This is a genomic window from Intrasporangium flavum (assembly GCF_001956915.1).
In the GTDB taxonomy this organism is placed as follows: domain Bacteria; phylum Actinomycetota; class Actinomycetes; order Actinomycetales; family Dermatophilaceae; genus Monashia; species Monashia flava.
The window spans coordinates 138648-165407 of the sequence record NZ_MLJO01000026.1; the positions used below are offsets into that span (position 1 = coordinate 138648).

The window sequence follows — 26760 nt, forward strand, 5'->3', positions numbered from 1 at the left end:
ACGGTCAGCGGCGGCCGCGTCGGGCCCGCAGGTAGTCGGCCACGACGTACTCGCCGAGCCGCGACACGTCGGGGGTGAAGACGCGTCCCCCGGCCCGACGCGCGACGGCGTCGACGAAGCGCGCGAGCCCGGGGTCCTCGCCGAGCATGAAGACGTTGAGCGTCGCCCCCGACCGACGCAGCTCGTCGACCTGGGCGACCGTGGCCCGGACCGTCTCCGGCAGGGCCGGCCAGTGGAACGTCGGGCGGCCGTCGGTCTCGATGTGCGCGGTGGGCTCGCCGTCGGTGACGACGAGGACGACCGGCTCGGCGTCGGGGTGGCGCCGGAGGTGCCGCGAGGCGAGCATCAGCGCGTGCTGGAGGTTGGTGCCCTGCACCCAGTCGGGCTCCGCCTCGGTCAGCTCGACGGGCGACAGGCGCCGGGCGGCGATGTCGAAGCCGATGATCTCGAGGGCGTCGTGGCGGAACCGCGTCTGCACGAGGTGCGAGAGGGCGAGGGCCGTCTGCTTCATCGGCCCCCAGCGCCCCTCCTGCACCATCGAGAACGACATGTCGACGCACAGGGCGACGGCCGCGCGGGCCCGCCGCTCCGTCTCGGCGACCTCGAAGTCCTCGACGAGCAGGTCGACGCGTGGGGGAAAGTGCCCACTCGACGTCGTCGTCGCGCTCGCGCGCTCATCGTGACCACCCGTCGAGTGGGCAGTTGGACGCGCGTGGGCGGCGTTGCGGCGCAGGGCGTTCGAGACCGTCCGGACGGTGTCGATGGGCAGCTCGTCGCCGAACTCCCACTGTCGGGACAGCCCCGTCAGCTCGTCGGCCTGGCCGGCACTGCGGTCGTCGTGGTCGCCGCGGCCCGTGGCGTCGACGCGCTCGAAGACGCGGCGCAGCGCGGTCTCGCCGAGGCGCCGGACGGCGCGGGGGGTCAGCCGCAGGCCGTCGTCGCCGCGCGAGACGTAGCCCTGGCGCTCGAGCTCGCGCTCGAGCCGGCGCAGCTGGTCCATGTCGCGGGCGGCGTCGGCGCCGAGGTACTGCTCGAGGCGCTCGACGTCGACGTCGTCGAGGCTCGCGCCGTAGTACGACTGGCCGAGCTGCTCGCCGAGCTGCTCGAGGTCGGCGAGCTCGGCCACGGCGTCGACCGCCTGGCCCCACCCGAGCGACTCGGGCCCCTGCCCGGAGCGCACCGGCGTCGAGCGGTCGAGGCCCGGACGCAGCGCGCGGAGGTTGTCGGACAGCTGCGCCATCTGCGAGGCGAGGTCGGGGTCGCCGAGGGCGTCGGCCATGAGCTGGGCCAGCTGCTCGCGCTGCTCGGGGCTGAGCGAGGCGAGCAGCCGCTCGGCCGCGGCCTGGCGGCGGGCCAGCGCGTCGATGAGCTCGTCGACGTTCTCCGGTTTCTCGGGGAACATCTCGCCGTGCTTGTCCATGAAGTCGCGGAACCGGTCGTCGGTGTCCTCGCCCCGGGCGTGCGCGGCGAGCAGCTCGTTGAGGTCGGCGAGCATGTCCTTGACGGCCTGCATCGCCTCCGGGTCTCCGCCGGACAGGGCCTGGCGCAGCCCCTCGAACTGGGCGCCGACGACCTCGCGCTGGAGCAGCTGCTGGATCTGCTCGTAGGTGGCACGGGCCTCGTCGGAGTGCCACTCGTGGTCGGCGAGCGCCCGCACGGCCCCGGCGACGTCGTCGGGGATCGTGGCGAGGTCCATCTCGGCGAGGCGGGCGGCGTCGCCCTCCTCGCCGGCGAGGGCGTCGCGCTCCTGGGCGAGCGCCTGGTCGAGCATGGCCCGCACCTGGTCGAGGGTGCCGCCGAGGTCGCCGCGCCGCCGGGCCGCCTCGCGCAGGCGCCGGACGCGGTCGGCGAGGTCGTCGAGCCCACGCCGCCCGTCGAGCCCACGGCGGAGCAGCTCGCGCAGGGACTCGCGCAGGCTGCCACCGGCGAGGACGTCGCGCCCGACCTCGTCGAGCGCCGAGCGCACGTCGAACGGTGCGGCGAGCGGGTCGGGACCGCCCGTCCACGGGCCGTAGCGGAAGCGTCCGTGCCCGCCGGCATCGGCGAAGGGCTCGCGGGGCAGGTCGGGACTCACCGCTCCACGCTACGTCCGCCCCCCACGGGTCCGTCCAGACCCGGTGGCTGTGGCGTCGGCTAGCCCTTCTCGGCCGCGATGGCGTCGAGGCGCCGCGCGATGGCGGCGAGCGACTCGTCGAGGCTCTGCTGCATGCCGTCGAAGTCGTGCGGGGTCGACAGGCTCAGCTCGATGCGCGTGCCGGAGCCGTCGGCGTCCCGGAGGCGCAGCGTGCCGTGGTACCCGCTGTCGCGGGGCGAGCCCCAGCGGATCGAGTGGTCGGCGTCGTCGGCCTCGAACCACGCGTCGGAGACGACCTTCTCGTCCTTGCCGTCCTGGTCGGCGTCGACGACGGCGGTCGTACGGACCGTGCCGGCCTGCACCTCGTGCGCCTCCGTCATGCGCGGGAAGTACTCGGGCAGGTGCTCGGGGTCGGCGATGTAGTCGAAGGCGTCGGTCACGTCGTGCGACACGGTCGTGGTCGCGGTGTAGTCACCCATGACCCCCACGTACCCCGCCGGGCACCCGGTCACTCCTCGGGCAGCCCGCGGGGCGGCGAGGCACCTCGGCGAGCCGGCACACGAGCGAGGTCAGTCCGGGGCGCCGACCGTGTAGAGCACGACCGACCCGATGACGAGCAGCGTGGACCCGACGAGCTGGCTGCCCATGAGCAGCGACCACGCCTGGACGCCTCGGAGCGTGTCGCCGCCGGTGCGCAGCCGGTAGAGGAGCACCGCGTCGAGGTGGCGCCTGCCGTGGTCGGCCACGACGACCATCGCGAGGAAGACGAGCACCTTGGCGGCCAGGACGAGGCCGTAGGTCGTCGTGAGCAGGGTCGACAGGTCGGTCCCGGCGCCGAGCACGAGGACGGCGCTCGAGACGACGACGGTGACGACGCAGGCGAACGTCGTGCGCGAGAACGAGCGCACCTGCGCGGACAGCTGGTTGATGTCGCGCATCGGCAGCCCCGCAGCCGCGAGCACGACCGCGCCCCCGAGCCAGACGGCTGCGGCGACGACGTGCGCGAGGAGCGCGACGGCCGTCAGCGGCGACCGGGGTGCCGCGTCGACCGGCGGTGCGACGAACGTCGCCGACAGGGTCACGACGGCGAGGGCCGCCCACACCCTCCGGCCGCCCGTGATCGGCGCCGCCGACAGCTCGGTGAACCACGAGACCAGCGCGGCGATGACGGCGAGCCGGACGAGCACCGAGGCCCACGTCGCCCGCGGGATCGCCTCGAACGACGTCCCCGTGACGACGAGGACGACGGGCAGCAGCACCGTCGCCACCCCGAGCACGTAGACGCCGACGTCGACGAGGAGCAGCTGCCGCCGGTCATAGCGCCCGTTGGGCGCCACGGTCACCCAGAACGCGAGCGGCCCTGCCACGAGGACGAACCCGACCAGGGCGGCCCCCTCGGTGAGGAAGAGCAGGACGTCCTGCAGCCCGATGCCCATCACGGCCTCGGCAGGTCGAGCTGGAGGACGACGAGGCTGCGGTCGCCCCTGAGCGGGGTGCGCACCGACATGGCGCCGGGGACGCCGTCGGAGCAGGACCGGGCGTCACCGGACAGCCGCGGGCACGAGAGGTTGCGCACGGCCTTCCCGGTCGTCGTGACGACCACCGGCGCCGTCCCGACCGGGACGAGCGGGGCGACAGCGGCCAGCGCCCTGCCCGTCGTCGAGGGCACGCTGCGCCGCGTCGAGCCGGTGAGCACGTACCTCAGCTCGAGCACCGACGCCGGCCGACCGACGAGCACGACCACGCGCCGGGTCACCTCGCCCCCGTCGACCGGCACCGGCTGCCCGTCGACGGTCAGCTGCACGTCGGTGGCCACGGGCCGGGCGTCGCGGAAGGACAGCCCGGCGGCCGAGACGTCGGGCGGCCGCAGCGGCAACCGGGTCAGGACGCTGGGCAGCACGACCCGCTCGGACACGTCGAGCGAGCCGTCCCCCAGCGGGGAGACCGCGAGGTGCACGCCGGGCTCGGTGATGCCCGGGCCCGACGGTGCGGCACGGGTGGCGGTCGGTCGTGGCGTCCGCTTCGCCGGCTGCCCCGGCGTCGGCGTGCTGCGCGGCGCCGCCGGCACCCGGGACGCGGACGCGCCGAGCCCTGCTGCCGCCGCCGGCCGCGCGATGTCCGGCGCATGGGTCCAGGCCCATCCCGCCGCCGCCACGAGGGCGAGCGGGAGTACCACCCCGGCCCCGTAGCGGCGCAGCGCGGACGGGTCCTTGCCACTGCGCGCGTCCCCCATGGCCGCATCCCCTTCCCCGGCGAATCCCTCCCCCCGGGAGACCGCCGGATACCACGAGTCTGACCTAAGATCGGTGGCCTGATGCGGGTCAGGAGGGGGGAACTTTCTGACCGGCGCAACTCTCACCAAGGGGAGGTGGAGTGCATGGACGTTCGTCGACGCTCGGTCATCGGGGCCGCGGTGCTCATGACGACGGCAGGACTCGGCGCGTGGGCCGATTCGTCGTACGCGGCCCAGCCGCAGGCGACGATCTACGTGGTCCAGGGACTACCCGGACGGACCGTCGATGTGACTGTCGACGGCGCTCCCCGGGCCAGGGCGATGGCGGGAGCGACCCTGTCGCCGGCCATCGGCCTGCCACCCGGCAGGCACACGATCTCGTTCTCCGACAGGGGATCCCACATCCTTGATCGGACTGTTGACCTCAAGAACGGGTCGAGCTCGGACGTCGTGCTTCACCTGCCGGTGAACCCGGCCGGCGCGCCGACGGTGACGATGTACGACAACGCCACCGACCCGCTCCCGGCCGGTAAGGCCGCGCTCGTCGTGGCGCACACGGCGGCCGTGCCACCGGCCGACGTGCGCGTCGACGGCAAGGTCCTCTTCGCCAACATCGCCAACGGGGAGTCGCTCGACCTCGTCGTCCCGGCAGGGACCTACGCGGTCGACATCGTCCCGGCCGGCGCCTCCTCGCCCGTCGTCCTCGGGCCGCTCGACCTGCCCGTCAAGGCGGGGTCGCTCAACCGCGTGTTCGCCGTCGGTGACCCGGCGAGCAGCTCGATGCGCGTCGTCGTGCAGGTGCTCCCGGTCGGTCGGACCGGCTCGGGCGCACCCGGCCGGGTCGACACCGGCACCGGCGGCCAGGCCGACGCCACGTCGTCCCTGTCGCTCGGGTCGCTCGCACCCCGCCGGTGACCCTCGCGGAACCGTCGCGGCCCCGTGCGGGGCCGCGACGCCGGGCGGTCGTGCGCCTCACCCGTGGCGCACGACCGGTTCGCCTCGTCGTCGGCGCAGCAGTCCTCGCCGCGCTGGGGCTCGCCGGGTGCGGCGCCGGCCCGACGCCGCACGATGCCCCGACGCCGCCGGCAGCCCGGGCGACCGCTGGCACGACGCCCGGCGGCCCCGCCCTGCCGGCCCGGGTGGCGCGCACGGCCGCGAGCGAGCGCGTCCGCTTCCGGCCCGAACGCGTCGTGCTGCCCGGTGGCCAGGGCGCGGTCGTCGACCCCGCGTCGACGGTCGACGGCGTCCTCGCCGTACCGGCCGACATCCGCCGGGTCGGCTGGTGGGACGGCAGCGCGTGGGCCGGCGACCCGTTCGGCACGGTCGTCGTCGCCGGCCACCTCGACGCCCCGGGGCAGGGGCTCGGCTTCTTCAAGCGCCTCGGGCGGCTGCGCCCGGGCGACACGGTGACGCTCGAGGGCGCGGGCCACCGCGCCGCCTACCGCGTCGCGTCGGTGCGAGCGGTCGCCAAGACGTCGGTCGACGCGTCGAGCCCGGTGTTCGACCAGCGGGGCGCGCACCGACTCGTGCTCCTGACGTGCGCGGGCCACTTCGACCGGGCGACCCGCAGCTACGACGAGAACCTCGTCGTCACCGCCCTGCCGGCCGGCGCCGCCCGCTGAGACGCGCCTGCCTCACGCCCTCACTCACGCCCCGTAGACGGTGCGGCCGGCCACGGTGTCCTTGTCGATGCGTCGCGTCAGGTGCAGTCCCTCGAGCACGAACTCCACTGCGGCGGCGACCTGCCCGGGTGACGCGTCGTCGCCGTGGCCGAGCCGGTCGAGCACCTTGGACAGGCCGGGCACCGTGCCGACCTGCGCGAGCAGCTCGGACCCCGGGATGAGGTCGCCGGTCTCGACGACGGCCCCGTCGGCGAAGAGGTTGGTGAACCCGGTGAGGTCGAGGCCGGCGAGGCGCGCCCGGTAGGTCTCGGCCGTCGCGACGCGGAGCAGGTGGGCGAGCACGTCGCGCTCGCGCCCCTCCTCCCCCATCTCGAACTCGACCTTGCCGAGGAGCGTCGGCACGACCGTCGGCACGTCGCAGATCCGCGCCACCGCGTACGGCTCGCCGACGCGGGCCGAGCGGCGCAGCGCCGACCCCGCGATCCCCTCGGCGGCCGCGATCGCGAACCGCGCCGACACCCCGGAGCGCTGGTCGACCGACGCCGACTCGCGCAGCCCGCGGGTGAACCGGGCGACGACCTCGAGCAGGTGCTCGGGCACGTCGGCCACGAGGGCAGCCTCCTGGGCCACGAGCGTCACCTCGTCGTCGACCTCGACCGGGTAGTGGGTGCGGATCTCGGCGCCGAAGCGGTCCTTGAGCGGCGTGATGATGCGGCCGCGGTTCGTGTAGTCCTCGGGGTTGGCCGTCGCGACGAGGAGCACGTCGAGGGGCAGCCGCAGCGAGTAGCCGCGGATCTGGATGTCGCGCTCCTCGAGCACGTTGAAGAGGGCGACCTGGATGCGCTCGGCGAGGTCGGGCAGCTCGTTGAGGCCGAAGACGCCGCGGTTGCTGCGCGGCACGAGGCCGTAGTGGACGGTCTCCGGGTCGCCGAGCGTGCGCCCCTGGGCCACCTTGACCGGGTCGACGTCGCCGACGAGGTCGCCGACGCTCGTGTCGGGGGTGGCGAGCTTCTCGGTGTACCGCTCGCTCCGGTGGCGCCACACGACGGGCAGGTCCTCGCCGAGCTCGGCGGCGAGGCGGCGGCAGCGCACGCACGAGGGCCGGTCCGGGTCGTCGCCGATCTCGCAGCCCTCGACGGCCGGGCTCCACTCGTCGAGCAGGCCGGCGAGGGTGCGCATCAGACGCGTCTTACCCTGGCCGCGCTCGCCGAGCAGGACGAGGTCGTGGCCGGCAAGCAGGGCGCTCTCGAGCTCGGGCAGCACGGTGTCCTCGAGCCCGACCATGCCCGGGAACGCGTCCTCGCCCGCTCGGAGGCGGGCGAGGAGGTTGTCGCGGATCTCGGCCTTGACGCTGCGATGGACGTGGCCGGACGCCCGGAGGGCCCCGAGCGTGGCGGGGCGGGAGCTGCTGGTGTCGTTGGCGAAGTCGCTCACCACGTCACGCTACGTCCGGTTCTGCGAGGTGTCGACGGGGCATCCGCGGGGGGTGTCAACACCGGGTGTCAGCAGCGGGCGTACACCGCCTCCGGGCTCGGGGAGTTGCCGCTCCCCGTCGACCCGGCGGCCGTGCCCGACGCCGGTCTCGGTGTCGGGGGCGCGATGCCCTGCTTCACGAGCCGCCGCACCAGGGCGTAGTCGGGGTTCCCGTCCAGGACCCCGGCGTCGGCCGTCAGGGAGACGCTGTTCGAGGTCGACCCCTGGATGCGCGCGACGAGGTCGACGAAGTCGGGCAGGCTCTGCACGGGGATGTCGGTGTAGATGTTGTTCCTCGCGATGCGCGCCAGCTCGGGGTAGCGGGCGAGCATCCGGGCCGGGTCCACCTGGTCGACGATGGCGCGGACGACGCAGCGCTGCCGCGCCTGCCGGTAGTTGTCGCTGTCGGCCGCCCGGCTGCGCGCGTACCAGAGGGCGTGGAAGCCGTCGAGGCGCTGCCGGCCGGGCGTGAAGTAGCCCTTGATGCCGACGATGTGCCCACCGACGACCTCACCACCGATCGGGAGCCGGCCACCGGTACCGGCGTCCTTGACGTTGACCTCGATGCCTCCCATAGCGTCGACGAGCTGCTCGAAACCACGGAGGTCGATGACGACGAGGTTGTCGACGTGCAGCCCGGTGATCTGCTCGACCGTGCCACGGATCTCGACGCGGCCCGGCAGCTGCCCGGCGGGGTAGGCGCCGGGGTGCGCGGCCGCGTACTGCTCGGCCTCCTGGTAGAGGTTGGTCAGCATGCACTGTCCGCTGTCGCCCGGGGCCGTTCTGCGCGCACAGGCGATCCGGATAGCCGAAGCGACCAGACGGATACCGCTGCCGCAGAGGGCTTCCCGGCGCGAGCGGTGCGTTGCGCAGGTTCCGGGGCAGCGAGATCAAGGTGGTTCGCCCACTCCGGGTGTCGATGCTCGCCACGATCATGGAGTCGGTCCGGGTGCCCACGCGGTCGGACGCTGCGTCGGACCCGATGAGCAGGACGTTGAGGCGAGGCTTCGAGGCCCACGGGTCCTCTCCGACCGTCGGCGTCGGGGCACTCGCGTCGGTCGGTGGGACGACGGGGGTCGCAGGTGCGAAGACCTCGTTCACCGTGTCGCGGGTGATGAGCGCGTACTCGGCGCCCTTGAACGAGCCACCCGCCACGATCACGACCAGGACGGTCGTCGTGAGGGCGAGTGCGCGGGTGCGCGGGGCATCGAGGTGCTGCGGACGGGCCTCCAGGGCGGTGAGGACGATCGTCGCGCACCACACGACCCCACCCACCGACAGCACGACGACGGCCACGAGCAGCAGGGTCGGACGGGACACGACGTCGAGCACCGCTCTCGTGGGGCCGAGGTCGACCACGGCCCAGGCCAGCGCACCACCGCTCGCGAGCGCCACGGCGAGCACCCCCCAGCCGATCGCCCTGCGCCGCGTGCGAGTCAGGCCGGCACCGGGCAGCACCGTGCCGAGGATGGTCAGGCCGAGAGCGCGGGCGAGCCCCGGCCTGCGGGAGCGCGCGGACCCGCCGGCGGGCGCCGAGTCGGACGCGACGCCGGAGGTCGGCGTCCCGTCGTGGTCGACGGCCATGCTCTTCCTCCCTGCAGCGGGTGGGCGACCTCCATTCTCGACGGGAAGGCAGCCGGGAAGCAGCAGTTCAGGACGGGTCCACAGGAAGTGCGGAGGGCGTGCCCAGCCGGCGGTCGGGCTCAGTCGGCGGACAGCGTCGCGGGCCGGGCGTCAGCACTGCGAGTACGGCGTCGTCGTCGGGCTCGGCGTCGCCGTCGGCGTCCTCGTCGTCGTGGTGGGCTCGGACGGCGTCGACGCGCCGGTGTCAGCAGGGCCGGACGTGGACGTCGGAGTCGGCGTCCGGGCCGGCTTCGGGAGCGCGATGCCCGTGCGCACGAGCGCGCGGACGTGGTCGTAGTCGGGCTCGCCCGGGTAGACGCCGTCGGTGCTGTTGAGGGTGACGCTGTTGATCGTCGAGCCCTGGACCCGGCCGACGAGCTCGACGAAGGCGGGGAGGTCCTGCGCCGCGATGTCGGTGTAGATGTTGTCCTTGGCGATGCGGGCCAGCTCCGGGTACCGGCCGAGCATCTTCGCGGGGTCGACCTGCTCGACGATGGCCCGCACGACGCACCGCTGGCGCGCCTGGCGGTAGGTGTCGCTGTCGGCGGCGCGACTGCGGGCGTACCAGAGCGCCTTGAACCCGTCGAGCCGCTGGCGGCCCGGCTCGAAGTGGTCCTTGACGTCGACGATCCGGCCGGCGACGACGTGGCCGCCGATGGGCAGGGGGTCGCCGGTGGCGGCGTTCTTGACGTTGACGACGACGCCGCCCATGGCGTCGATCAGCTGCTTGAAGCCGCGCAGGTCGATGACGACGACCTGGTCGATGTCGAGGCCGGTGACCTGCTCGACGGCGCCGCGCAGCTCGAGCCGGCCGGGCTCCTCACCGGCGGGGTAGGCGCCGGGGTGGGCCGCCGCCCACGCCGTGGCCTCCATCCAGAGGTTCGTGAGCATGCACTGGCCGTGCACCCCCGGGCGGTTCTGGGCGCACGTGCTGTCGGGCTGGCCGAAGTGCCCGGACGGGTAGCGCTGCAGCAGAGGGCTGTTCGACGCGAGTGGCGCGTTGAGCAGGTTGCGCGGCATCGAGATGAGCGTCGTTCGGCCGGACGCGGTGTCGATGCTCGCGACGATCATCGAGTCGGTGCGCGTGCCCTCGCGGTTCGACGCGGCATCGGACCCGAGGAGCAGCAGGTTGACCCGCTTCTGGGTGGCCCACGGGTCCTCCCCCTCGTCGACGACGACGCCGGCACCGGGCGGACGCGTCACGGGCGCGGCGAAGACGTCGGTCACGGTGTCGCGGGTGATGAGCACGTACCGGGCGGTCGTGAACGAGCCCGCCGCCACGACGAGCACGAGCAGCGTGGCGACGGCCGCGAGCACCCGCGTGCGTCCGCGGTCGAGGGAGGCCGGCCTGGCGCGCACGGCCGTCAGGACGACCGACCCGCACCACGCGGCCCCGACGGCCGCGACGGCCACCGCGAGCGCGAGCAGCAGCCCGGGTCGGGCGACGAGTCCGAGCGCGGCCCGCGTCGGCCCCATCGACAGCACCGCGAACGCGGCGACGGCCGCCAGGAACAGCGTGAGCCCGAGCAGCACCCACCCCAGCACGCGGCTGCGGGTCTGGGTCAGCCCGGCCCCCGGCACGACCGCGCCGAGCAGCGTCAGGCCGACCGCGCGGCGGAACCCCGAGCGTCGGTCCACCCTCTGCTCTCCGCGGGTGCGCGACCCGGCGTCGTCGGGCTCGATCGGCATGGCGGCTCCTCCTCCGCCCACCCCGTGCGGACGACCCGGGCCATTGTGCACTCGGGCTGCTCGCGGATCCGGGACCGACGCGGCGGCCCGGCACGGTCGGGATGGTTGGGTGGGGCCATGGACACCGACGCGTGGCGCGACCGCATCCGGGCCTTCGCCGACGAGCGCGAGTGGGGCCGCTTCCACGACCCGAAGAACATCGCCATGGCGCTGTCGGTCGAGGTGGCCGAGCTCGTCGAGGTGTTCCAGTGGATGACGCCGGAGGAGTCGCGCGCCGTCATGTCCGGCGAACGCGCCGGCGAGGTCGCCGACGAGGTGGCCGACGTCATGACCTACCTGCTGCGGCTCGTCGACGTGCTCGACCTCGACCTCGAGGCGGCGCTCGCCTCGAAGGCACGGCGCAACGCCGAGCGGTACCCGGTGGAGACCTCACGCGGCTCGAGCGCCAAGGCGCCGCCGCTCGGCGTCGCGGGGGCATCGGGCGGGCCGGCCGTGCCGCCACCGGTCGAGGTGACCGTGCCGGTGCTCGGCGTCGACGCGTGCCGGGCCGGGTGGGTCGGGGCCGTGCTCGAGCCGGGGGCGCCGCGTCCGAGGGTCGTCGTGGCGCCGACGATCGCCGGACTCGTCGAGCTGGTGCGCGAGTCGCTCGGGCTCACCGTCGTCGGCATCGACATCCCGATCGGGCTGCCCGACTCGACCCTGCGGCAGGCGGATGCCCTGGCACGACAGGCGATTCGCGGCAAGGCGTCGTCGGTCTTCACAACGCTGACCCGGCCCGCCTACGCCGCTCCCACACGGGTGGAGGCCGACGCCGTCAACCGCGAGCTCGTCGGCCAGGGGGTCGGCGCCCAGGCCTTCGCCCTGCGCGACAAGATCCTCGACGTCGACGCCTGGCTGCGCACCCGACCGACGGTCCGCGTGCTCGAGGTGCATCCGGAAGTGTGCTTCGCGACGATGACCGGGGCACCGATCGTGCCCGGCAAGAAGACCGACGAGGGCCGCGACCTGCGCCTGGCCGCTCTGGCCGCCGCCGGCATCGCCCGGCCGTCGGTGCTCACCGGCTCGGGCTACGCCGCCGACGACGTCATCGACGCGTGCGCCGTGGCGTGGACTGCGGCGCGGTACGCCTCGGGGCTCGCGACCTCTTTGCCCGACCCGCCCGAGGTCTTCTCAGACGGCATCGAGGCCGCCATCTGGCGCTGACCAGCCCCCGCGACACAATGCGCGCATGACCGGCTTCACCGTCGCGCGCGACGACCTCACCGACCCGGCCGTCGTCGCGCTCCTCGACGGGCACGTCGCCGAGCTGCGGACGATCTCCCCGCCCGAGAGCTCGCACGCGCTCGACCTCGACGGCCTGCGCGCGCCCGGCGTCTTCTTCTGGGTGGCCCGCGACACCGACGGCACCGTGCTGGGCTGCGGCGCGCTCGCCCTGCTCGACGAGCACCACGGCGAGGTGAAGTCGATGCGCACGACGCCGCAGGCGCAGCGCCGGGGCGTCGCGCGGGCCGTGCTCGCCGAGGTGCTCGCCGAGGCCCGGCGGCTCGGCCTCACGCGCCTCAGCCTCGAGACCGGGTCCGCCGACTTCTTCGCCCCGGCCCGCGCCCTCTACGCCGCGCACGGGTTCGCCGAGTGCGAGCCGTTCGGCGGCTACCGCCTCGACCCGCACAGCACCTTCATGACCCGCGAGCTCTGAGCCGCACCGGCACGTCGCGCGCCGACCCGCCCGACGCGTCCGGTGGTGGGGACGACGCGTCGGGTGGGCCGGACCGTGCGCCGGACCTGCGCCGGCGGTCAGCCCGTGACGGCGGCGCGCAGCGCCGAGGACGTGGCGTCCCAGCCCGGCTGCGTCGGGTGGACGAACTCGGCGACGTCGCGGCCCGGCGTCCCGACGGGGACGAGCCAGGCGTTCGACTGGTCGGCCACGATGCGCGGGTCGAGGCCGTGGGCGCGGCCGCCCCACGCCTGCTTGACCTTGTCGACGAAGTGGTAGCGGTCGGCACCGGGTTCGGCGTTGAGCTCGGCGATCCCCTGCGCCTGGAGGGTGTCACCGACCCGCTGCAGGTCGTTGAGGGCGGCGCCGGCGTCGTAGGTCGGGGCGACCTCGGGGATGCCGTAGCTCTCGCGGTTGATGAGGAACGGGTAGCTGAGCAGGTAGACCTCGGCGCGGCCGCCGGACCTGGCCTCGACGGCCCGGAGGGCGTCCTTGGTGCGCTCGACCATGGTCGGGGCCTTGGCGCGGGCGGCGTCGAGGTCGGCCTTGCACCGGGACGGCTCGCGGGCCACGAGGCAGTCGGTGACGATCGTCGAGAACCCGATGTCGTTGCCGCCGACGGTGAGGAACACGTAGTCGGTGTCGGTGGTGACGGCGTCGATCTGGGGCCGCGCGTACAGCTGGCACTGCACCGTGCCGGTGTAGAGGCTGCCGACCCCGGCTCCGGCGACGAACGTGTAGCGGTAGGCGAAGTCGGGCTGGGCCGGGACGCCGCACAGCCGCGCGACCTGGGCGCGACGCAGCCACTCGGCCTGCTGGTCGGGGTAGGTGGCCGGGTCGATGGTGTAGGTCGCCGCCTGGGTCGACGGGTCGCCGAGGTCGCGCGGCTCGAGGATGTCGGCGACGACGCCGCCGCTGCAGGCCGCGTCGGTGTAGCTCGCGCCGAGCGTCGCCGCGACCTGCGAGCCGTAGTTGTCCGGCGAGCGGTAGCACGTGCGCTCCTCGTAGGTGCCCGTGCCGTTGCCGGCCGAGTACGAGTCGCCGAGCTGGACGACGTGCGGGCGGGCACTCGACGTGGCGCCGGGCCGCGCGCTCGACGGGGCCGAGGTGGCTGCCGGGGCCGCGGTCAGGCAGGTGCCGGCGGCGAGGGCGGTCGCCGCGGCGGCGACGCGGGCGGGCAGGGGCCTGCGGGTGGAGCGGTGCACGTGGACTCCTTCGTCCGGTGACGGTCTCGCGTGCTCAACGACGCCGGGGCCACCGACGTCACGCCCCGGCAGGTCAGCCCTGGGCGAGCTGCGCCACGTGGTCCCACGCCTCCCACGTCTCGAGGCGCCGGGCGTAGTCGGCCTTGGCGATCGAGAGCGGGGCGCCTCCGAAGAACACGCGCAGCGGCGGCTCCTCGGCGTCGACGACCTGCAGGATCGCGGCAGCGGACGCCGTCGGGTCGCCGGGGCCGGACGTGTTGCGGGCGGCGCGGGCCTTCATCGTCTCCTCGCGGAAGGCGTCGTAGGCGGGCAGCGGCTCGGAGTGGCGGGCCGAGGACCCGGCCCAGTCGGTGGCGAACCCGCCCGGCTCGACGAGCGTCACGTGGATGCCGAACCCGGCCACCTCCTGCGCGAGCGACTGGCTCAGGCCCTCCAGCGCCCACTTCGACGCGTGGTAGGCGCCGACGAGCGGGAACGCCGAGATGCCGCCGATCGAGCTGACCTGGACGATGTGGCCCGAGCCCTGCTCGCGCAGGAACGGCAGCGCGGCCTGGGTCACCCACAGGGCGCCGAAGAAGTTCGTCTCCAGCTGGTCGCGGACGTCCTGCTCGCTCAGCTCCTCGACGAAGCCGAAGTGGCCGTAGCCCGCGTTGTTGACGACGACGTCGAGTCGGCCGAAGTGCTCGTGGGCCCGGGCGACGGCGGCGAACGCGGCGTCGCGGTCGGTGACGTCGAGGGCGATGGGCAGGACGCGGTCGCCGTGGGCGGCGACGAGGTCCTCGAGGGTCGAGGTGTCGCGGGCGGTGGCGGCGACGCTGTCACCGCGCTCGAGGGCGGCGAGGGCCCACTCGCGCCCGAACCCGCGTGACGTGCCGGTGATGAACCATGTCTTCGTCATGTCCTCGACGCTAGGCATTCGAGCGCGCTCGAACGCAAGCCCGGCATCCGTCGGCGCCGCTGCCTAGGGTGAGCCCTGTGACGGACACGACCGACCTGCGCGGCCGACCCGCGACGCTCGCGACGCTGCTGGCCCGGCACGGCGCCCGCTTCGTCGTCGTCGGCAGCACGGCCCGGCGGCTCACGACCGGCCGGGGATCGCCCGGTGACCTCGACGTCGTCGTCGACGCGTCCGACCTGCCGCTGCTCGCCGGCGCGCTCGGCGCCATCGGGGCGCCCGTCGAGGCGGTCCGGCTCGGGCGCGGCAGCCCGACGCGCGTCGACACCTCGTGGGGACCGGTCGACGTGTTCGTCGCCGAGCCGCCGCCCGCGCGCGACGTCCGTCTCGACGTCGGCGACGCGTCGACGGACCTGCCGGTGGAGGACGCGTGAGCAACCGGGAGCGGCCGGCCGGGCCGCCGCGACCGTCGGCGAGCGGCCTGACCGCCTTCGAGCTCGCCGTGCTGCGTGCGGTCGAGGACGCCGGCGGCGGGGCCGGCGACGCCCACGTGCCGACCGCGGAGGTGCTGGCGCGCCTCGAGGCCGCCACGGGCGTCGGGCCGCGGTACGCCTACCCGTTGCTGTGCGACCTCACCCGGCCGTGGGTCCGGCACGTGCCGCTGCTCGACGGGTACGGCAACCTCGGGTCGATCAGCCACGACGAGCCCGCCGAGCCACGCTACACGGCAGTCCGCCTCGCGCCCGCGGGCGAGCTGGCGCTGACCAGCGAACGCGGCGAGGTCGGTCCGCTACCGCTCGAGCTCATCGAGGGCTCGCTCCACCGGGGCGGCGACCTGCCCCCATTCGACCCGGCCACCACGATCCGGGCCCTGCTCGTCGGCACGAGCGGCTCCGGGCTGCCGACCACCCCGACGGGCACGATCACCCGCGACCCGAACGGCGCGTTCGAGCGCGGTGGGCGGACGCACGAGCGCTACCTGCTCGGGTCGGTGATCCGCACCGGACCGGAGCCGGGCGAGCTCGTGCTCACCTCGCCCTCGTACCGCATCGGCACCGACCTCATCGTGGACCACCTCAAGGACCGGATGGAGAACGAGAACCGCAACGCCCGCGCCGACGCCGAGGAACACCCCTGGCGCCCGCTCCGACCGCTCGTGCCGGGGCGCCCCTCGCCCGTGCGCGACGTCCTCGACGTCAGTGACCGCTGGAGCACGATGATCAAGATCCGTCTGGCCGACGGTGTCGATCCGGTCGACGGGCTCGACTGGGTGCGCGGCGTCTGGCCCGTCACGACCTATGCGGACTGCGCGTCCTACGAGCACGTCTACGACCGGTTCGTGTCGTGGCGCGGGCTCGACCAGAGCGGCCTGCACGCCCTCGAGAGCCTGCTCACCCGAGGATCGGCAGGGGACGAGGACGACCCCGGCGACTGACCGAACCGGCCTCAGCCACCGGCGTGCTCGGCCAGCCAGTCGAGCGCGTCCTCGGCCCTCGACAGCACCGAGATGTGGCCGCCGCCCTCCTCGACCCACAGCTCGGCACCGGGCACGCGCCCGGCCAGCCACCGCCCGTGCGACGCCGGGACCATCCCGTCGGCGTCGCCGTGCACGACGAGCGTCGGGGCCGTGACCTCGGCCGGGTCGAAGCCCCAGTCGCGCACGTAGGCGAGGTCGTCGTCGACGACCGGACCGGCCCCGGCGGCGAGGGCCGGCCTGACGACGGAGACGAGCCAGCGCCAGGGACCGTCGAACATCACCTCGTCGACGGGCAGGAACCCGATGTCCTCGGCCGACTGCTCCGGGCCGTCGACCAGCCCGGCCTCGTGGGCCTCCTTGGCCTCGCGGCCGGCCACCGCGGCGCGCAATGACGCCTCCCCGGCCGGTGCCAGGCCGGCGAACCAGTCGAGACCCTCGGCGGTCACGGGCCCGTACGGCGCGACCGGCGACATCGCGACGACCGAGCGGACCCGGTCCGGCAGCAGCGCCGCGGCGGCGAGCGCGTGCGGGCCGCCGCCGGAGTGGCCCATGGCCGCGAACGTGTCGATGCCGAGGTGGTCGAGCACCCGCTCCAGGTCGCCCGCCGCCGATGCGACGGACCGGTCCGGGCGCGGCGTGGAGCCGCCGTAGCCGGGCCGGTCGTAGCCGACCCACCTGACGCCGTGGCGGCGGCCGGCGTCGAAGAGCGGAGCGGGCGGCGGCCCGATGTTCGGCGTGCCGTGGAACCACACGACGACGAGGGGCTCGGCGACGCCGTCGGGGGCGCCGGTGTCGTACGCGCGCAGGACCGCGCCGTCCGGTCCGGCGACGTCGAGCTCGCGGACGTCGACCACCACGGAGGGGTCTCCCGGCGCGTCGGGGGCGGGAGACGGGTTCGGCTCGGGGACAACGGGATCGCTCACAGCGACTCGGCCTTTCGTCGGAGGTGGTCCTGCTCGGGGATGCTCGTGGCGAGGCGTGACGCGAGGGCGTACTCGTCGCGGGCAGCGTCGGTGTCGCCTGCCGCCTCGAGCAGGTGGGCCCGCACGGCGTGCAGGCGGTGGTGGCGCGCGAGGCGTCGGTCGGTGGCGAGGTCGTCGACGACGCGCAGGCCGGCGGCCGGGCCCTGCACCATCGCGAGAGCCACGGCACGGTTGAGCGCCACGACGGGTCCGGGCGCGAGCCGTTCGAGCACGTCGTAGAGGGCGAGCACCTGGGGCCAGTCGGTGTCCTGGGCCGTGGGCGCCTCGTCGTGGACCGCCGCGATCGCCGCCTGCACCTGGTAGGGCCCGAGGACGGTGCGGGTCAGCGCGTCCTCGACCAGCGCGACACCCTCGGCGACGGCGTCGTGGTCCCAGCGCGCGCGGTCCTGGTCGGCGAGGAGCACGAGGCGGCCCTCGGCGTCGAGTCGGGCCGGGCGACGCGCCTCGGTCAGGAGCATGAGCGCGAGCAGGCCGGCCACCTCCCCGTCGTCGGGGCACAGCCGCCGCGCGACCCGGGCCAGGCGGATCGCCTCGGCGGTGAGGTCGATCCGGTGCAGGTGCTCGCCGCTCGTGGCGGTGTGGCCCTCGGTGAAGACGAGGTAGAGCACGTGGAGCACGGCTGCCATGCGCTCGGGCAGGTCTGCGGCAGAGGGGGTCTCGAAGCGGGCGCCCTCGTCGCGGATGCGCGCCTTGGCCCGGCTGATCCGCTGGGCCATCGTCGCCTCGGGCACGAGGAAGGCCCGTGCGATCTCGGCCGTCGTCAGGCCACCGACGGCACGCAGCGTCAGGGCGATCTGCGCCGGCGGCGTCAGGGCGGGGTGGCAGCACAGGAGCAGGAGCGTCAGCGTGTCGTCCTCCCCCGCCGCCCCCACGGCCGGGTCGCCACCGACGAGCGCACCGTCGACCGACGACTCGACCGACGCGTCGGCGGGCGCGGCGACGTGGGCGTCCGCGGGCAGCCGTGCCGCGTCGTCGGCCTCGCGCCGCTCGCGAGCGCTGTCGCTGCGCCACGCGTCGACGAGCCGGCGGGACGCGACGCGCACGAGCCAGGCCTTCGGGTCGTCGGGCAGGCCGTCGCGGGGCCACTGCACCGAGGCCGCGAGGAGGGCTTCCTGCGTCGCCTCCTCGGCGCGGTCGAAGTCGCCGTAGCGGCGCACCAGGGCGGCGACCACCTGCGGCGTCGCGGCGCGCCACACGTCGTCGGCCACGCGGGCGACCCCGGCGACCCCGGCGACCCCGGCGACCCCGGCGACCCCGGCGACCCCGGCGACCCCGGCGACCGCGTCCGTCGGCTGCGCAGGCATCACAGGTCCGGCGCCGACCCGTCCATGAGCGGGCGCACCTCCACGGCGGCGAACCGCGCGTCGGGGAACCGCGCGGCGATCTCCTCGGCCCGCTCCGGCGTCGCGCAGTCGACGACGAAGTAGCCGGCCAGCTGCTCCTTGGACTCGACGAACGGCCCGTCGGTGACGACCCGCTCGCCGTCGCGGACCCGCACCGCGCGGCTCGTCAGCGGGTCGGCGAGCGCCTGGGCGCCGACGAGCTCGCCGCTGTCGCTGATCTCGGTGAGGAGTGCCTCGAAGTCGGCGAGCAGCCCGGCCCGGCCGGCGTCGTCGAGCTCGAGCGCCTCGGCGGTGCGCAAGAAGATCGGGTGCCCCCACGTGCGCGGGTTGCTGTAGATCATGAGCAGGTACTTCACGGGTCCTCCTTCGTCGGCCGCCGGGCACTCACCCGGCCTCGTCCGGGACGTCGGAGCCGAGACGGATCTCTCGACACGCGAGCCTTGCACAGCCTCGACCGTCCGGTACGGCGCGGCGCGTCGCGGGTAGCGTCGGGGCGTGGCCGACGCCCCCGCACCCAGCCTGCCCACGGATCCGGTGGTGGCTGCCGCCCGGGCCGCTGAGGCCGAGCGCTCCGTGGGCCTGCTCTTCGCGCGGCCGCTGGCGGCCCTGCCGGCCACGGCCCTCGCCCGGGTCCACGCCCCGACCGGCCGCCGCGACGCCTCGCTCGGGGGCCTGCGCGGGCCGTGGCACTACTGGTGGCAGGCCCACCACCTCGACGCCGTCGTCGACGCGGGGCTGCGCCGGCTCCGGGCCGGCGTCCTCGCCGGCGCGTCGGCGACCGCAGCCCGGGCCGACCGCGTCCTCGCGACCGTCCGGCTGCGCAACCGGGCCCGGTGGACCAACGACTTCTACGACGACATGGCCTGGCTCGCGCTCGCCGCCGGGCGCCTCGGCCGCCTGCACCGGCTGCTCGAGCGGCGTCGTGGCCACCGGACGCTCCGCTCGGCACGTCGGACGCTGACCGCGGAGCTGCGCTCGGCCCTGACCGACGACGCCGGTGGCGGCCTCTTCTGGAGCACCGAGCGCGACTTCAAGAACGTGCCCGCGAGCGGCCCGGCCGCGCTGCACCTGGCCCGCCTCGGCGACCTCGACGCCGCACGCCGCATCCTCGACTGGGCCTACGACCGGCTCTGGTCGCCCGACACGGGCCTGTTCGCCGACGGCATCCGCCTGCGCGACGGGGCCGAGGTGATCGTGCCCGACGTGTGGAGCTACAACCAGGGCACCGTGCTCGGCGCACTCGTGACGATCGGCGACCCGGAGAGCCTCGGGCGCGCAGCCGCCCTCGTCACGGCTGTCGACACCCACCTCACCACCGCGGAGGCCGACGCGTCCGGTGGGCGACGCGTGCTCCGGACCCACGGCTCGGGCGACGGGGGTCTGTTCACCGGCATCCTGGCCCGCTACCTCGCCCTCGCCGCCGACACCGACCAGCTCGACGCGTCGGCGCGGGCCACCGCCTCCCGCCTCGTGCGCGGCACGGCCGACGCGCTCTGGGAGGGCCGCGACCCGGGCCGCCATGTAGGCCGGCACGTGGGCCGGCGCCCCGGGTGGCGCGCCGACGCCGCAGGCGCCACGGTGTTCTCCCTCGACCCGACGCGCCCGGCCGCAGCGGCGCTGCCCGCCGCCGACCCGCTCGAGCTCGCGCCGCAGCTGCAGGCCTGGACCGTCCTCGAGGCCGCGGCACGCCTCCCCTGACCGGCCCGACAGGACCGGAGTCCCGGCCGCACGAGGACCGACGACCCGCTGGCCCCGCCCGGGCCCGCACCGCTGGCATGCTGGGCCGATGGAGACGCTCTACGAGGCGGCCGGGGGCGAGGACGGGATGCTGCGGCTCGCGCACGCGTGGCACGAGCGCGTCCTCGCCGACGAGGTCGTGGCCCACGCCTTCAGCCACGGCTTCAAGGACGACCACACGCCGCGGCTCGCCGCCTACTGGACCGAGGCGCTCGGCGGCCCGCCCGCCTACTCCGAGCGGTACGGCGACGAGTCCTACGTCGTGCGGCTGCACAGCGGCAACGGACCGCACGAGGAGATGGACCGGCGCGCCGTCGCCTGCTTCGACACCGCCCTCGACGACGTCGGCATCACCGACGACCGGCTCCGCACGGCGCTGCACGACTACTTCGCCTGGGCCACGACGACGACCATGTCGCGCTACCACCACTCCGCCGACGACGTCCCGGACGGGCTGACCGTGCCGCGGTGGTCGTGGGACGGCCGCGAGCGCTGACCGAGCCCTCCCGCGTCAGTCCGGGAGCCGCTCGCCGGTATCGAGGTCCAGGCCCAAGAGCCGGGCCCCGTTGCGCCACAGCACCTTCCGCATCCACGCGTCGCCGAGGTCGAGACGGGCGAGCGCCTCGAGCTGGTGGGCGTACGGGTACGGGATGCTCGGGAAGTCGGAGCCGAGCACGACGCGGTCGCCGAGGTCGGCGAGCCGGTCGCGGTAGCCGGGCGGCAGCGGCGCGAACGCCTCGGTGAAGTCGGTGGCACACATCGTCGTGTCGAGGTGCACGTGCGGGTGGCCCTCGGCGAGGTCGGCGAACGCGTCGTACTCCGGCATCCCGAGGTGCGCGACGACGAGGACGAGGTCGGGGTGTCGCGCGAGCACCGCGGCCATGCCGTCGGGACCGGTGTGGCGGCCTCGGATCGGCGCCGACCCGGCGTGCACGACGACCGGTACGCGGGCCTGCTCGAGGGCGGCCCAGGCCGGCGTGAGCCGTTCGTCGTCGGGCGCGAACCCGCCGACCTGCACGTGCAGCTTGAACAGGCGCGCCCCCGCGGCGAGCGCCTCGCCGACGTAGCCGCCGACCCCGGGCTCGGGGTAGAACGTCGCGCAGTGCACGACCTCGGGGACCCGCGCCGCGAAGGCCGCGCTCCAGTCGTTGAGCCACTGGGCCATGCCGGGCCGGTGCGCGTAGCTGAGGGCCGGCACGGCGCGCAGGCCGAGGGCCCGGAGCGTCGCGAGGCGGTCCGGCACGCCGGCCCGGTACGTGATCGGCCAGGACCGGCCGTAGTGGTCCTCGGCGCCGTCGAAGTAGTCCCAGACCTTGCGCTGCATGGCCTCGGGCAGGAAGTGGACGTGCACGTCGGCCAGGCCCGGCAGCCCGAGCGACGCGACGTAGCCGGGCACGTCAGCGTCGGTGGTCGGACCGGGCGTCGTGCGCTGGGAGGTCACGGTTCGCAGGCTATGCGACGCCCGCGGACGTCTCGGGTCGGTCACGATGCTGGGAATCCGCTGGGCGCCGGGTGAGACTCGGTGGATGAGAGCCCGACGCGCCGCCCCCGCCACGACCCTGGCGTCCGGCCTCCTCGCGGCCGCCCTCGCCCTGTCCGCCTGCAGCGGTGCGGCGCCTCCTCCCGCCACCGGCCCCGGCTCGTCACGTCCGGCCGCCTCCGCGTCGACGAGCGCCGCCCCCAGCGCGAGCGCCGCGGCGTCGACGTCCGCCGGGTCCGGCGCGTCCTCCGGGTCCACGCCGACGCCGTCCCGACCCGCGACGCCACCGGACCCGGCGTCGGTCCCGGCGCAGATCGCCTCCCGGTACGAGGGCGGCAACCTGCGCCTCGGCCGCGAGCGCGGCAGCACCGACGCCTACCGCCAGTACTACGCGACGTACGAGAGCAACGGCCTGACGATCAGCGGACGCATCAACATCCCGCGCGGCACGGGCCCGTTCCCGGCGATCGTCCTCGCGCACGGCTACGTCGACCCGGCCGAGTACACCAACGGCGAGACGATGCTGCGCGAGCGGGACTTCCTGGCCCGGCAGGGCTACGTCACGCTGCACATCGACTACCGCAACCACGCCCAGTCCGACCGCGACCCCACCAACGACGCCGACCTGCGGGCCGGCTACACCGCCGACGCGATCAACGCGGCCCTGGCGCTGAAGAAGGCACAGGTCGTCGACCCCGACCGCATCGCGCTCGTCGGCCGATCGATGGGCGGCGGGGTCGTGTACTCGGCGCTCGTCGTGCGGCCGGGGCTCTTCCGGGCCGCGGTCGCCTACTCGCCGGTCAGCTCGGACACCGTCGACAACTTCGACCGGTGGGTGCGCCGCGACGCGGACCGGTCCGGGGTGGCCCGCCGGGTCATCGCCCGTCTGGGCACGCCCGAGGCGGAGCCCGCGCGGTGGGCGACGACGAGCCCGCGCACCTCCTTCGCGCGGATCACCGAGCCGCTGCTCATCCACCACGGGACCGCCGACGAGGACTGTCCCATCGCCTGGTCGGCCGCGACGGTCCGAGCGCTCAGGGCCGACGGCAAGGACGTGACGTACTTCGTCTACCCGGGCCAGCGGCACACGTTCACGTCGCAGTGGCCGCTGTCTATCCGGCGGACGACGGCCTTCCTCGACGCGCACCTGCGCTGAGGCGGCACGCTCGCCGGCCGAGGGTGCGCAGCGGCGGCGGACATGAGTGCCGGACATGAGTACGGGGTGGGTCCGCATCCCCCTGCGGAACCCACCCCGTTCACATTCCCCCACCCCCAGGAGCCGGAACGATGTCCCCCCTGGCGCCGATCCCACCCGGTCGGCACCCGGTTCGTTCCCTCCCCGTTGACCTCTACTTTCACGGACGAACCGCAAGCCGCACCCGGGGAACCGCTCAGAATTTCTGCAAGAGTCCTGCAAGATCGGACAAAGTTCGCGGATCGCCGCCATTCCACGACGAATTCGCCAGTGGGACAGTGCGATTCACCGACGCCGGTGTTTCTGCTGTGGTTCGTGTGGCGCGTGTGACGTGTGTGGCGAACACCGGCGGTCCGCCCGTGTCATGAGCCGGCGAGCGCCCCCATCGGGTCCCACGCGGGCAGGACGACCGGCTCGGCGTCGAGGGCCGCGCGCAGGTCCTCGGGCAGGGCGTCGCGGCGCACCGCGATCTCGAAGACGTGCTCGCCGAACCAGTTGTCGTTCATCGTCATGAAGCCCTTGTCGCCCTTCTCGGTGCCCCAGCTGTTCTCGACGCGCCAGCGTCGCGGCACGTCGTCGACGAGGTCGACGCCGGTGAAGAGCATCGCGTGGGTCATCAGCGACTCGTGGTGCAGGAGCCGGTCGGCCTTGCCGAGGTCGGGCGTCGTGCCGTAGACGGCCGCACGGTCATAGAGGCCGGCGTCCCACAGGCCGAGGTCGGCGTTGCTCATCTGGCCGGTGTCGCAGCCGAACCACACCGGCTCGCCTCCGACGATCGCCTCGGACGCCAGGCGCTTCATGAGGTCGGTCTCGACGTTGAGGTAGGTGACCGGCGGCGCCCCGACGACGTTGCCGAGGTGCTCGACGGTGTACGTGCGGCCGTACGGGTTGGCCGGACGGGGGTCGTTGACGATGCACACGTAGTCGCCGAGCGGCACGGTGACGTAGGCCTCGGCGAACTCGAGCGGAGTCATGGTGCCCTCGCGGTGGAAGCCCTTGTCGGAGTCCTTCCACTGCCAGAGGAACGACTCGGGCGGCGTGCCGAGGTGGATGGCGAGGAGCCGGTGCACGGTGCCGAGCACGTCCTCCTTGGCCTCGGCGAGCTCCTCGGCGGTGGCCCCGGAGGCGGCGCGGGCCCGCAGGTCGCGCGCGGCCTGGCGCAGCACCGTGGCGAGGTCGCGGTTCAGCTGCCGGGTGTTGCTCGACGACGCCGTCTCGGGCATCGCGTTCTTCGGCACGAGGCCGTGCTTGAGGACGAGCGCGACGAACATGTTCCACTGCCCGCCGTCCTCGCTCGGCGTCGCGAGCAGGTGTGCGACCGTGCGGTCGTCGACGTCGCGGTCGGCCGTGGCGAGGATCGACTCGAGCCAGTGGTTGGCCTTCTCGAGCTTGTCGAAGAAGAGCAGGTGGTTCTGGGAGAACTCGAAGTCCTTGACGCCGAGCTTCTTGGCGGCGCCGGCGCGCAGCAGGTTGGTGCCGGCGAAGAGCCAGCAGCGCCCGCTCTTCTCCTGCGAGGTGGCGCTCCAGTCGTCGAGCAGGTGCGACACGGAGTGGTCGATGCTCGTCACGACGCGCCGGTCGAGGGCGACGTCGTCGACCTGCGTCTTCGTCACGGCGTTCTGCAGCAGCCGCGCGGTCGGGTCGGCGTCGAAGGCCTTGGCGAACCGCTCGAGGACGTCAGGGGCGAGGTCACGGGGCATGCGGGCTCCTTCGGAAGGCTGGGTGCGGTGCGTTCGACACTACGCCCGGCCGAGGCGTCCACGGGCGGGAGCCGACCACGGCTGCCGGTCGCCGGCAGCCTCGCGCACCTCAGCCGTCGAGCGGGCGCTCCCAGAGCCGGGACGTGGACTCGAGCGTGTCGTAGGCCCACGGCCTGGTCTCGCCGGTGGGCCGGTAGCCGAGGCGCTCCCAGAACGGCGCGGCCACCTCCGCGTTCGTGTCGACGACCGCGAGGCGGAGCGTGCCGTCGACGATGAGCAGGCCGACGAACGCGGTGCCCGTCCCGGGATAGCCGTGCAGCACGTCGGCCGCGGCGACGAGCCGCTCGCCGTCGAAGAGCCCGAGGACGTGCTTGTCGGCGGGGTCGAAGTCGGGCGGGACCACGGTCAGCGTCGAGTACCCGTCGCTGGGCCCGGGCGGGTAGCCGGTGACCCGCTCGGCGTACCCGGGGTCGGTCTCGAGCAGGGCCTGGAGCAGGTCGTCGTCGCCCGGTCGGTCGAGGCCGCGCACGCTCCTGGTCATCGGCGCAGGCTAGCGCGTCGGCGCCCGGCGCTACGCTCCTTCCGGACGGCTTCCGTCCGGATCGGAGGACGACGTGCGCGACGAGACGAGCCCGACCTCGCGGGCCCTGCTCACCCTCGAGCTGGTCCAGGGCAGCCCCGGCATCTCCGCCGACCGGCTCGCCGACAAGCTCGGGGTGTCCGAGCGGGCGGCGCGGCGCTACATCGGCATCCTCCGCGAGGCCGGCATCCCCATCGAGTCCGAGCGCGGGCCCTACGGCGGCTACCGCGTCGGGCGTGGCCTGCGCCTGCCCCCGCTCGTCTTCAGCGCCCCCGAGGCCCTCGGCCTCGTCATGGCCGTGCTCGACGGGCACCACGAGGCCGGCGACCCGACCGACCCGGTCGGCAGCGCCCTCGGCAAGATCGTGCGGGCGCTGCCCGAGCCGGTGGCCCGTCAGGCCGAGGCGGTGCGTCGCACGACGGCCCCGGCCCCCGACCGCGCCGCCGTGCGTCCCGACCCGGGTACGACGAGCACCCTCGTCGGTGCCTGCGCGGACCGTCTCTGCGTGCGGCTGTCCTACCGGTCCGAGGCCGGGTCGGAGTGGGACATGGACGTCGAGCCGTGGGCCGTCGTCGTCCGGCACGGACGCTGGTACGTGCTGTGCCGCCGACGCCCCGGCGGCGAGGTGCGCACGTTCCGCGTCGACCGCGTCCGACGCGTCGAGGTGCTGCACGAGCCGTTCACCCCGCCTGCTGACCTCGAGCCGGTCGCGATGCTCGAGGAGCACCTCGCGGTCGGCTGGGAGTACGCCGCCGAGGTCGTCGTCGACGCACCGGTAGAGAAGGTCAGGGCCGCGATGCCCCGCGGCCTCGGCCGGCTCGAGGCCATCGACGCCGACCGCACCCGGCTCACCGGGTCGACCGGCAACCCGTTCTGGTACGCCGAGCAGCTGGCCCGGCTACCCGCGCCGTTCCACGTCACGGACTGTCCCGAGCTGCGGGAGGCGGTGCGGGCGCTCGGCCGGCGCTTCCTCGACGCCGCCGACTGAGCGCGACCTCGACCGGTCAGTGGAAGGCGTAGCTGCCGGACTCGGGCGCCCAGCCGTCCGGCGGGTCCTCGCCCGTCCGGCCGTCGACGGCCTCGCGCAGCAGGTCGACGTGCCCGGTGTGGCGGCCGTACTCCTCGAGCAGGTCGAGCAGGATGCGCCGGATGCTGACCGGCCCGCCGTCCGGGCCGGTGGCGTGGGCCGCAGCATCGAGCCCGCCCTCCTCGATGGTCGTGGCGAACCGCTGCCGCGAGCGTGCGACGGCGCCGTCGTAGAGGTCGTAGAGGCGGTCCGGGGTGTCGTCGGCCGCCGAGGTGAACTCCCAGTCGTCGTCGGCCTCCCAGCCGTTGCCGTCCCACACGGGGTCGAGCGGTGCGCCGTGGAGCCGGACGAGCGACTTGAAGTCCTCGTTCGCCGCCATGTGCTTGAGCAGGCCGCCGATGGTCAGCGTGGAGGCGCCGACGCGCTGCTGCAGCCCGGCATGGTCGAGGCCGTCGGCCTTCCAGCGGAACGTCGTGCGCATCCGGTCGAGGGCGCCGAGGAGGTGCTCGAGGTCGGTGCCGGCGAAGGGCGGCTCCCAGGGCCGCTCGGTGGGCGGTGTGTAGGTCGTCATGTCCCCGACGTTAGGACCGGTTCCGGACGAACGACGTCCGCAGCCCGCCCAGCCCGGGCCGGTCACCCGCCACGCGCTCTGCATTGCTCCGCCACACGAGCCAAGCACTCCGCTGGCCGGGGGACGCCCGATCGGCTCA

26 protein-coding genes are annotated in these 26760 nt (G+C 74.6%); 10 read left to right on the forward strand and 16 right to left on the reverse strand.

Features of this window, described 5'->3' with window-relative positions; genetic code table 11:
* Positions 1 to 4 precede the first annotated feature (4 nt).
* The 4 genes from BIV28_RS17905 to BIV28_RS17920 form a co-directional block, all read right to left on the reverse strand.
* Complete coding sequence (locus BIV28_RS17905; protein WP_242653119.1) at positions 5 to 2074, reverse strand: VWA domain-containing protein; 2070 nt, start codon at positions 2072 to 2074, stop codon at positions 5 to 7.
* 59 nt (positions 2075 to 2133) lie between these two features.
* The gene (locus BIV28_RS17910; protein WP_076263882.1) at positions 2134 to 2553 is read right to left on the reverse strand and encodes an SRPBCC family protein; all 420 of its coding nucleotides are present in this window, start codon (positions 2551 to 2553) and stop codon (positions 2134 to 2136) included.
* A gap of 90 nt (positions 2554 to 2643) precedes the next feature.
* The gene (locus BIV28_RS17915) at positions 2644 to 3510 is read right to left on the reverse strand and encodes a CopD family protein (RefSeq protein WP_076263883.1); all 867 of its coding nucleotides are present in this window, start codon (positions 3508 to 3510) and stop codon (positions 2644 to 2646) included.
* Positions 3510 to 4307, reverse strand: a complete 798-nt coding sequence (locus tag BIV28_RS17920; RefSeq protein WP_076263884.1) for a hypothetical protein — start codon at positions 4305 to 4307, stop codon at positions 3510 to 3512. The genes BIV28_RS17915 and BIV28_RS17920 overlap by 1 nt, the downstream gene beginning before the upstream one ends.
* Before the next feature lie 144 nt (positions 4308 to 4451).
* Between BIV28_RS17920 and BIV28_RS17925 the strand changes: the two genes are divergently transcribed.
* Together BIV28_RS17925 and BIV28_RS17930 are read left to right on the forward strand one after the other, a co-directional pair.
* Complete coding sequence (locus BIV28_RS17925; RefSeq protein ID WP_076263885.1) at positions 4452 to 5222, forward strand: DUF4397 domain-containing protein; 771 nt, start codon at positions 4452 to 4454, stop codon at positions 5220 to 5222.
* 50 nt (positions 5223 to 5272) lie between these two features.
* On the forward strand, positions 5273 to 5929 hold the full coding sequence (locus BIV28_RS17930; RefSeq protein WP_207556081.1) for a class F sortase: 657 nt from the start codon (positions 5273 to 5275) through the stop codon (positions 5927 to 5929).
* A 24-nt stretch (positions 5930 to 5953) separates the two neighbouring features.
* On the opposite strand, the gene BIV28_RS17935 is transcribed toward BIV28_RS17930, so the two are convergent.
* From BIV28_RS17935 to BIV28_RS17945, 3 genes are all read right to left on the reverse strand, one after another.
* A complete protein-coding gene (locus BIV28_RS17935) occupies positions 5954 to 7363 on the reverse strand; it encodes a sigma 54-interacting transcriptional regulator (protein ID WP_207556082.1) in 1410 nt (469 codons plus the stop codon).
* Between the two features lie 68 nt (positions 7364 to 7431).
* Entirely contained in the window at positions 7432 to 8157 is a 726-nt protein-coding gene (locus BIV28_RS17940; RefSeq protein WP_076263887.1) for an LCP family protein, read from the reverse strand.
* Positions 8158 to 9136: 979 nt separating this feature from the next.
* Positions 9137 to 10714: an LCP family protein gene (locus BIV28_RS17945; RefSeq protein ID WP_076263888.1), complete on the reverse strand. Its 1578-nt coding sequence runs from the start codon at positions 10712 to 10714 to the stop codon at positions 9137 to 9139.
* Positions 10715 to 10831: 117 nt separating this feature from the next.
* Here BIV28_RS17945 and BIV28_RS20120 point away from each other — a divergent pair, with 117 nt between their 5' ends.
* Positions 10832 to 11917, forward strand: a complete 1086-nt coding sequence (locus tag BIV28_RS20120; protein WP_207556083.1) for a DUF429 domain-containing protein — start codon at positions 10832 to 10834, stop codon at positions 11915 to 11917.
* Positions 11918 to 11942: 25 nt separating this feature from the next.
* A complete protein-coding gene (locus tag BIV28_RS17960; protein WP_076263889.1) occupies positions 11943 to 12410 on the forward strand; it encodes a GNAT family N-acetyltransferase in 468 nt (155 codons plus the stop codon).
* A 98-nt stretch (positions 12411 to 12508) separates the two neighbouring features.
* Here BIV28_RS17960 and BIV28_RS17965 read toward each other — a convergent pair whose 3' ends face one another.
* Positions 12509 to 13633: an SGNH/GDSL hydrolase family protein gene (locus tag BIV28_RS17965; RefSeq protein ID WP_076263890.1), complete on the reverse strand. Its 1125-nt coding sequence runs from the start codon at positions 13631 to 13633 to the stop codon at positions 12509 to 12511.
* 73 nt (positions 13634 to 13706) lie between these two features.
* Positions 13707 to 14531, reverse strand: a complete 825-nt coding sequence (locus tag BIV28_RS17970) for an SDR family oxidoreductase (RefSeq protein ID WP_076263891.1) — start codon at positions 14529 to 14531, stop codon at positions 13707 to 13709.
* Between the two features lie 77 nt (positions 14532 to 14608).
* Between BIV28_RS17970 and BIV28_RS17975 the strand changes: the two genes are divergently transcribed.
* Together BIV28_RS17975 and BIV28_RS17980 are read left to right on the forward strand one after the other, a co-directional pair.
* Complete coding sequence (locus BIV28_RS17975; protein WP_076263892.1) at positions 14609 to 14962, forward strand: hypothetical protein; 354 nt, start codon at positions 14609 to 14611, stop codon at positions 14960 to 14962.
* A complete protein-coding gene (locus tag BIV28_RS17980) occupies positions 14959 to 15963 on the forward strand; it encodes a hypothetical protein (RefSeq protein ID WP_076263893.1) in 1005 nt (334 codons plus the stop codon). The genes BIV28_RS17975 and BIV28_RS17980 overlap by 4 nt, the downstream gene beginning before the upstream one ends.
* 11 nt (positions 15964 to 15974) lie before the next feature.
* Here the strand turns inward: BIV28_RS17980 and BIV28_RS17985 are convergent, their stop codons facing one another.
* The 3 genes from BIV28_RS17985 to BIV28_RS17995 are packed head-to-tail and all read right to left on the reverse strand — an operon-like array spanning position 15975 to position 18687.
* On the reverse strand, positions 15975 to 16928 hold the full coding sequence (locus BIV28_RS17985; RefSeq protein WP_242653120.1) for an alpha/beta fold hydrolase: 954 nt from the start codon (positions 16926 to 16928) through the stop codon (positions 15975 to 15977).
* Positions 16925 to 18292, reverse strand: a complete 1368-nt coding sequence (locus BIV28_RS17990; RefSeq protein WP_083707480.1) for an RNA polymerase sigma factor — start codon at positions 18290 to 18292, stop codon at positions 16925 to 16927. The genes BIV28_RS17985 and BIV28_RS17990 overlap by 4 nt, the downstream gene beginning before the upstream one ends.
* On the reverse strand, positions 18292 to 18687 hold the full coding sequence (locus tag BIV28_RS17995; RefSeq protein ID WP_076263894.1) for a YciI family protein: 396 nt from the start codon (positions 18685 to 18687) through the stop codon (positions 18292 to 18294). The genes BIV28_RS17990 and BIV28_RS17995 overlap by 1 nt, the downstream gene beginning before the upstream one ends.
* 139 nt (positions 18688 to 18826) lie before the next feature.
* On the opposite strand from BIV28_RS17995, the gene BIV28_RS18000 reads away from it, so the two are divergent.
* Together BIV28_RS18000 and BIV28_RS18005 are read left to right on the forward strand one after the other, a co-directional pair.
* Positions 18827 to 20029, forward strand: coding sequence for a glycoside hydrolase family 76 protein (locus BIV28_RS18000; RefSeq protein WP_242653121.1), 1203 nt, complete (start codon positions 18827 to 18829; stop codon positions 20027 to 20029).
* A gap of 88 nt (positions 20030 to 20117) precedes the next feature.
* Complete coding sequence (locus BIV28_RS18005) at positions 20118 to 20564, forward strand: group II truncated hemoglobin (protein WP_076263896.1); 447 nt, start codon at positions 20118 to 20120, stop codon at positions 20562 to 20564.
* Positions 20565 to 20579: 15 nt separating this feature from the next.
* Here BIV28_RS18005 and BIV28_RS18010 read toward each other — a convergent pair whose 3' ends face one another.
* Positions 20580 to 21509 (reverse strand): amidohydrolase family protein, encoded by a 930-nt coding sequence (locus tag BIV28_RS18010; protein ID WP_076263897.1) that lies wholly within the window; start codon positions 21507 to 21509, stop codon positions 20580 to 20582.
* Positions 21510 to 21594: 85 nt separating this feature from the next.
* Between BIV28_RS18010 and BIV28_RS18015 the strand changes: the two genes are divergently transcribed.
* Positions 21595 to 22704 (forward strand): alpha/beta hydrolase family protein, encoded by a 1110-nt coding sequence (locus BIV28_RS18015; protein ID WP_076263898.1) that lies wholly within the window; start codon positions 21595 to 21597, stop codon positions 22702 to 22704.
* 401 nt (positions 22705 to 23105) lie between these two features.
* Here BIV28_RS18015 and BIV28_RS18020 read toward each other — a convergent pair whose 3' ends face one another.
* The gene (locus BIV28_RS18020) at positions 23106 to 24443 is read right to left on the reverse strand and encodes a C1 family peptidase (RefSeq protein ID WP_076263899.1); all 1338 of its coding nucleotides are present in this window, start codon (positions 24441 to 24443) and stop codon (positions 23106 to 23108) included.
* A gap of 109 nt (positions 24444 to 24552) precedes the next feature.
* The gene (locus tag BIV28_RS18025; RefSeq protein WP_207556084.1) at positions 24553 to 24984 is read right to left on the reverse strand and encodes a GNAT family N-acetyltransferase; all 432 of its coding nucleotides are present in this window, start codon (positions 24982 to 24984) and stop codon (positions 24553 to 24555) included.
* Positions 24985 to 25057: 73 nt separating this feature from the next.
* Here BIV28_RS18025 and BIV28_RS18030 point away from each other — a divergent pair, with 73 nt between their 5' ends.
* Positions 25058 to 26011, forward strand: a complete 954-nt coding sequence (locus BIV28_RS18030; RefSeq protein WP_076263901.1) for a helix-turn-helix transcriptional regulator — start codon at positions 25058 to 25060, stop codon at positions 26009 to 26011.
* A gap of 16 nt (positions 26012 to 26027) precedes the next feature.
* Here the strand turns inward: BIV28_RS18030 and BIV28_RS18035 are convergent, their stop codons facing one another.
* Complete coding sequence (locus BIV28_RS18035) at positions 26028 to 26621, reverse strand: mycothiol transferase (protein ID WP_076263902.1); 594 nt, start codon at positions 26619 to 26621, stop codon at positions 26028 to 26030.
* Positions 26622 to 26760: the final 139 nt, after the last annotated feature.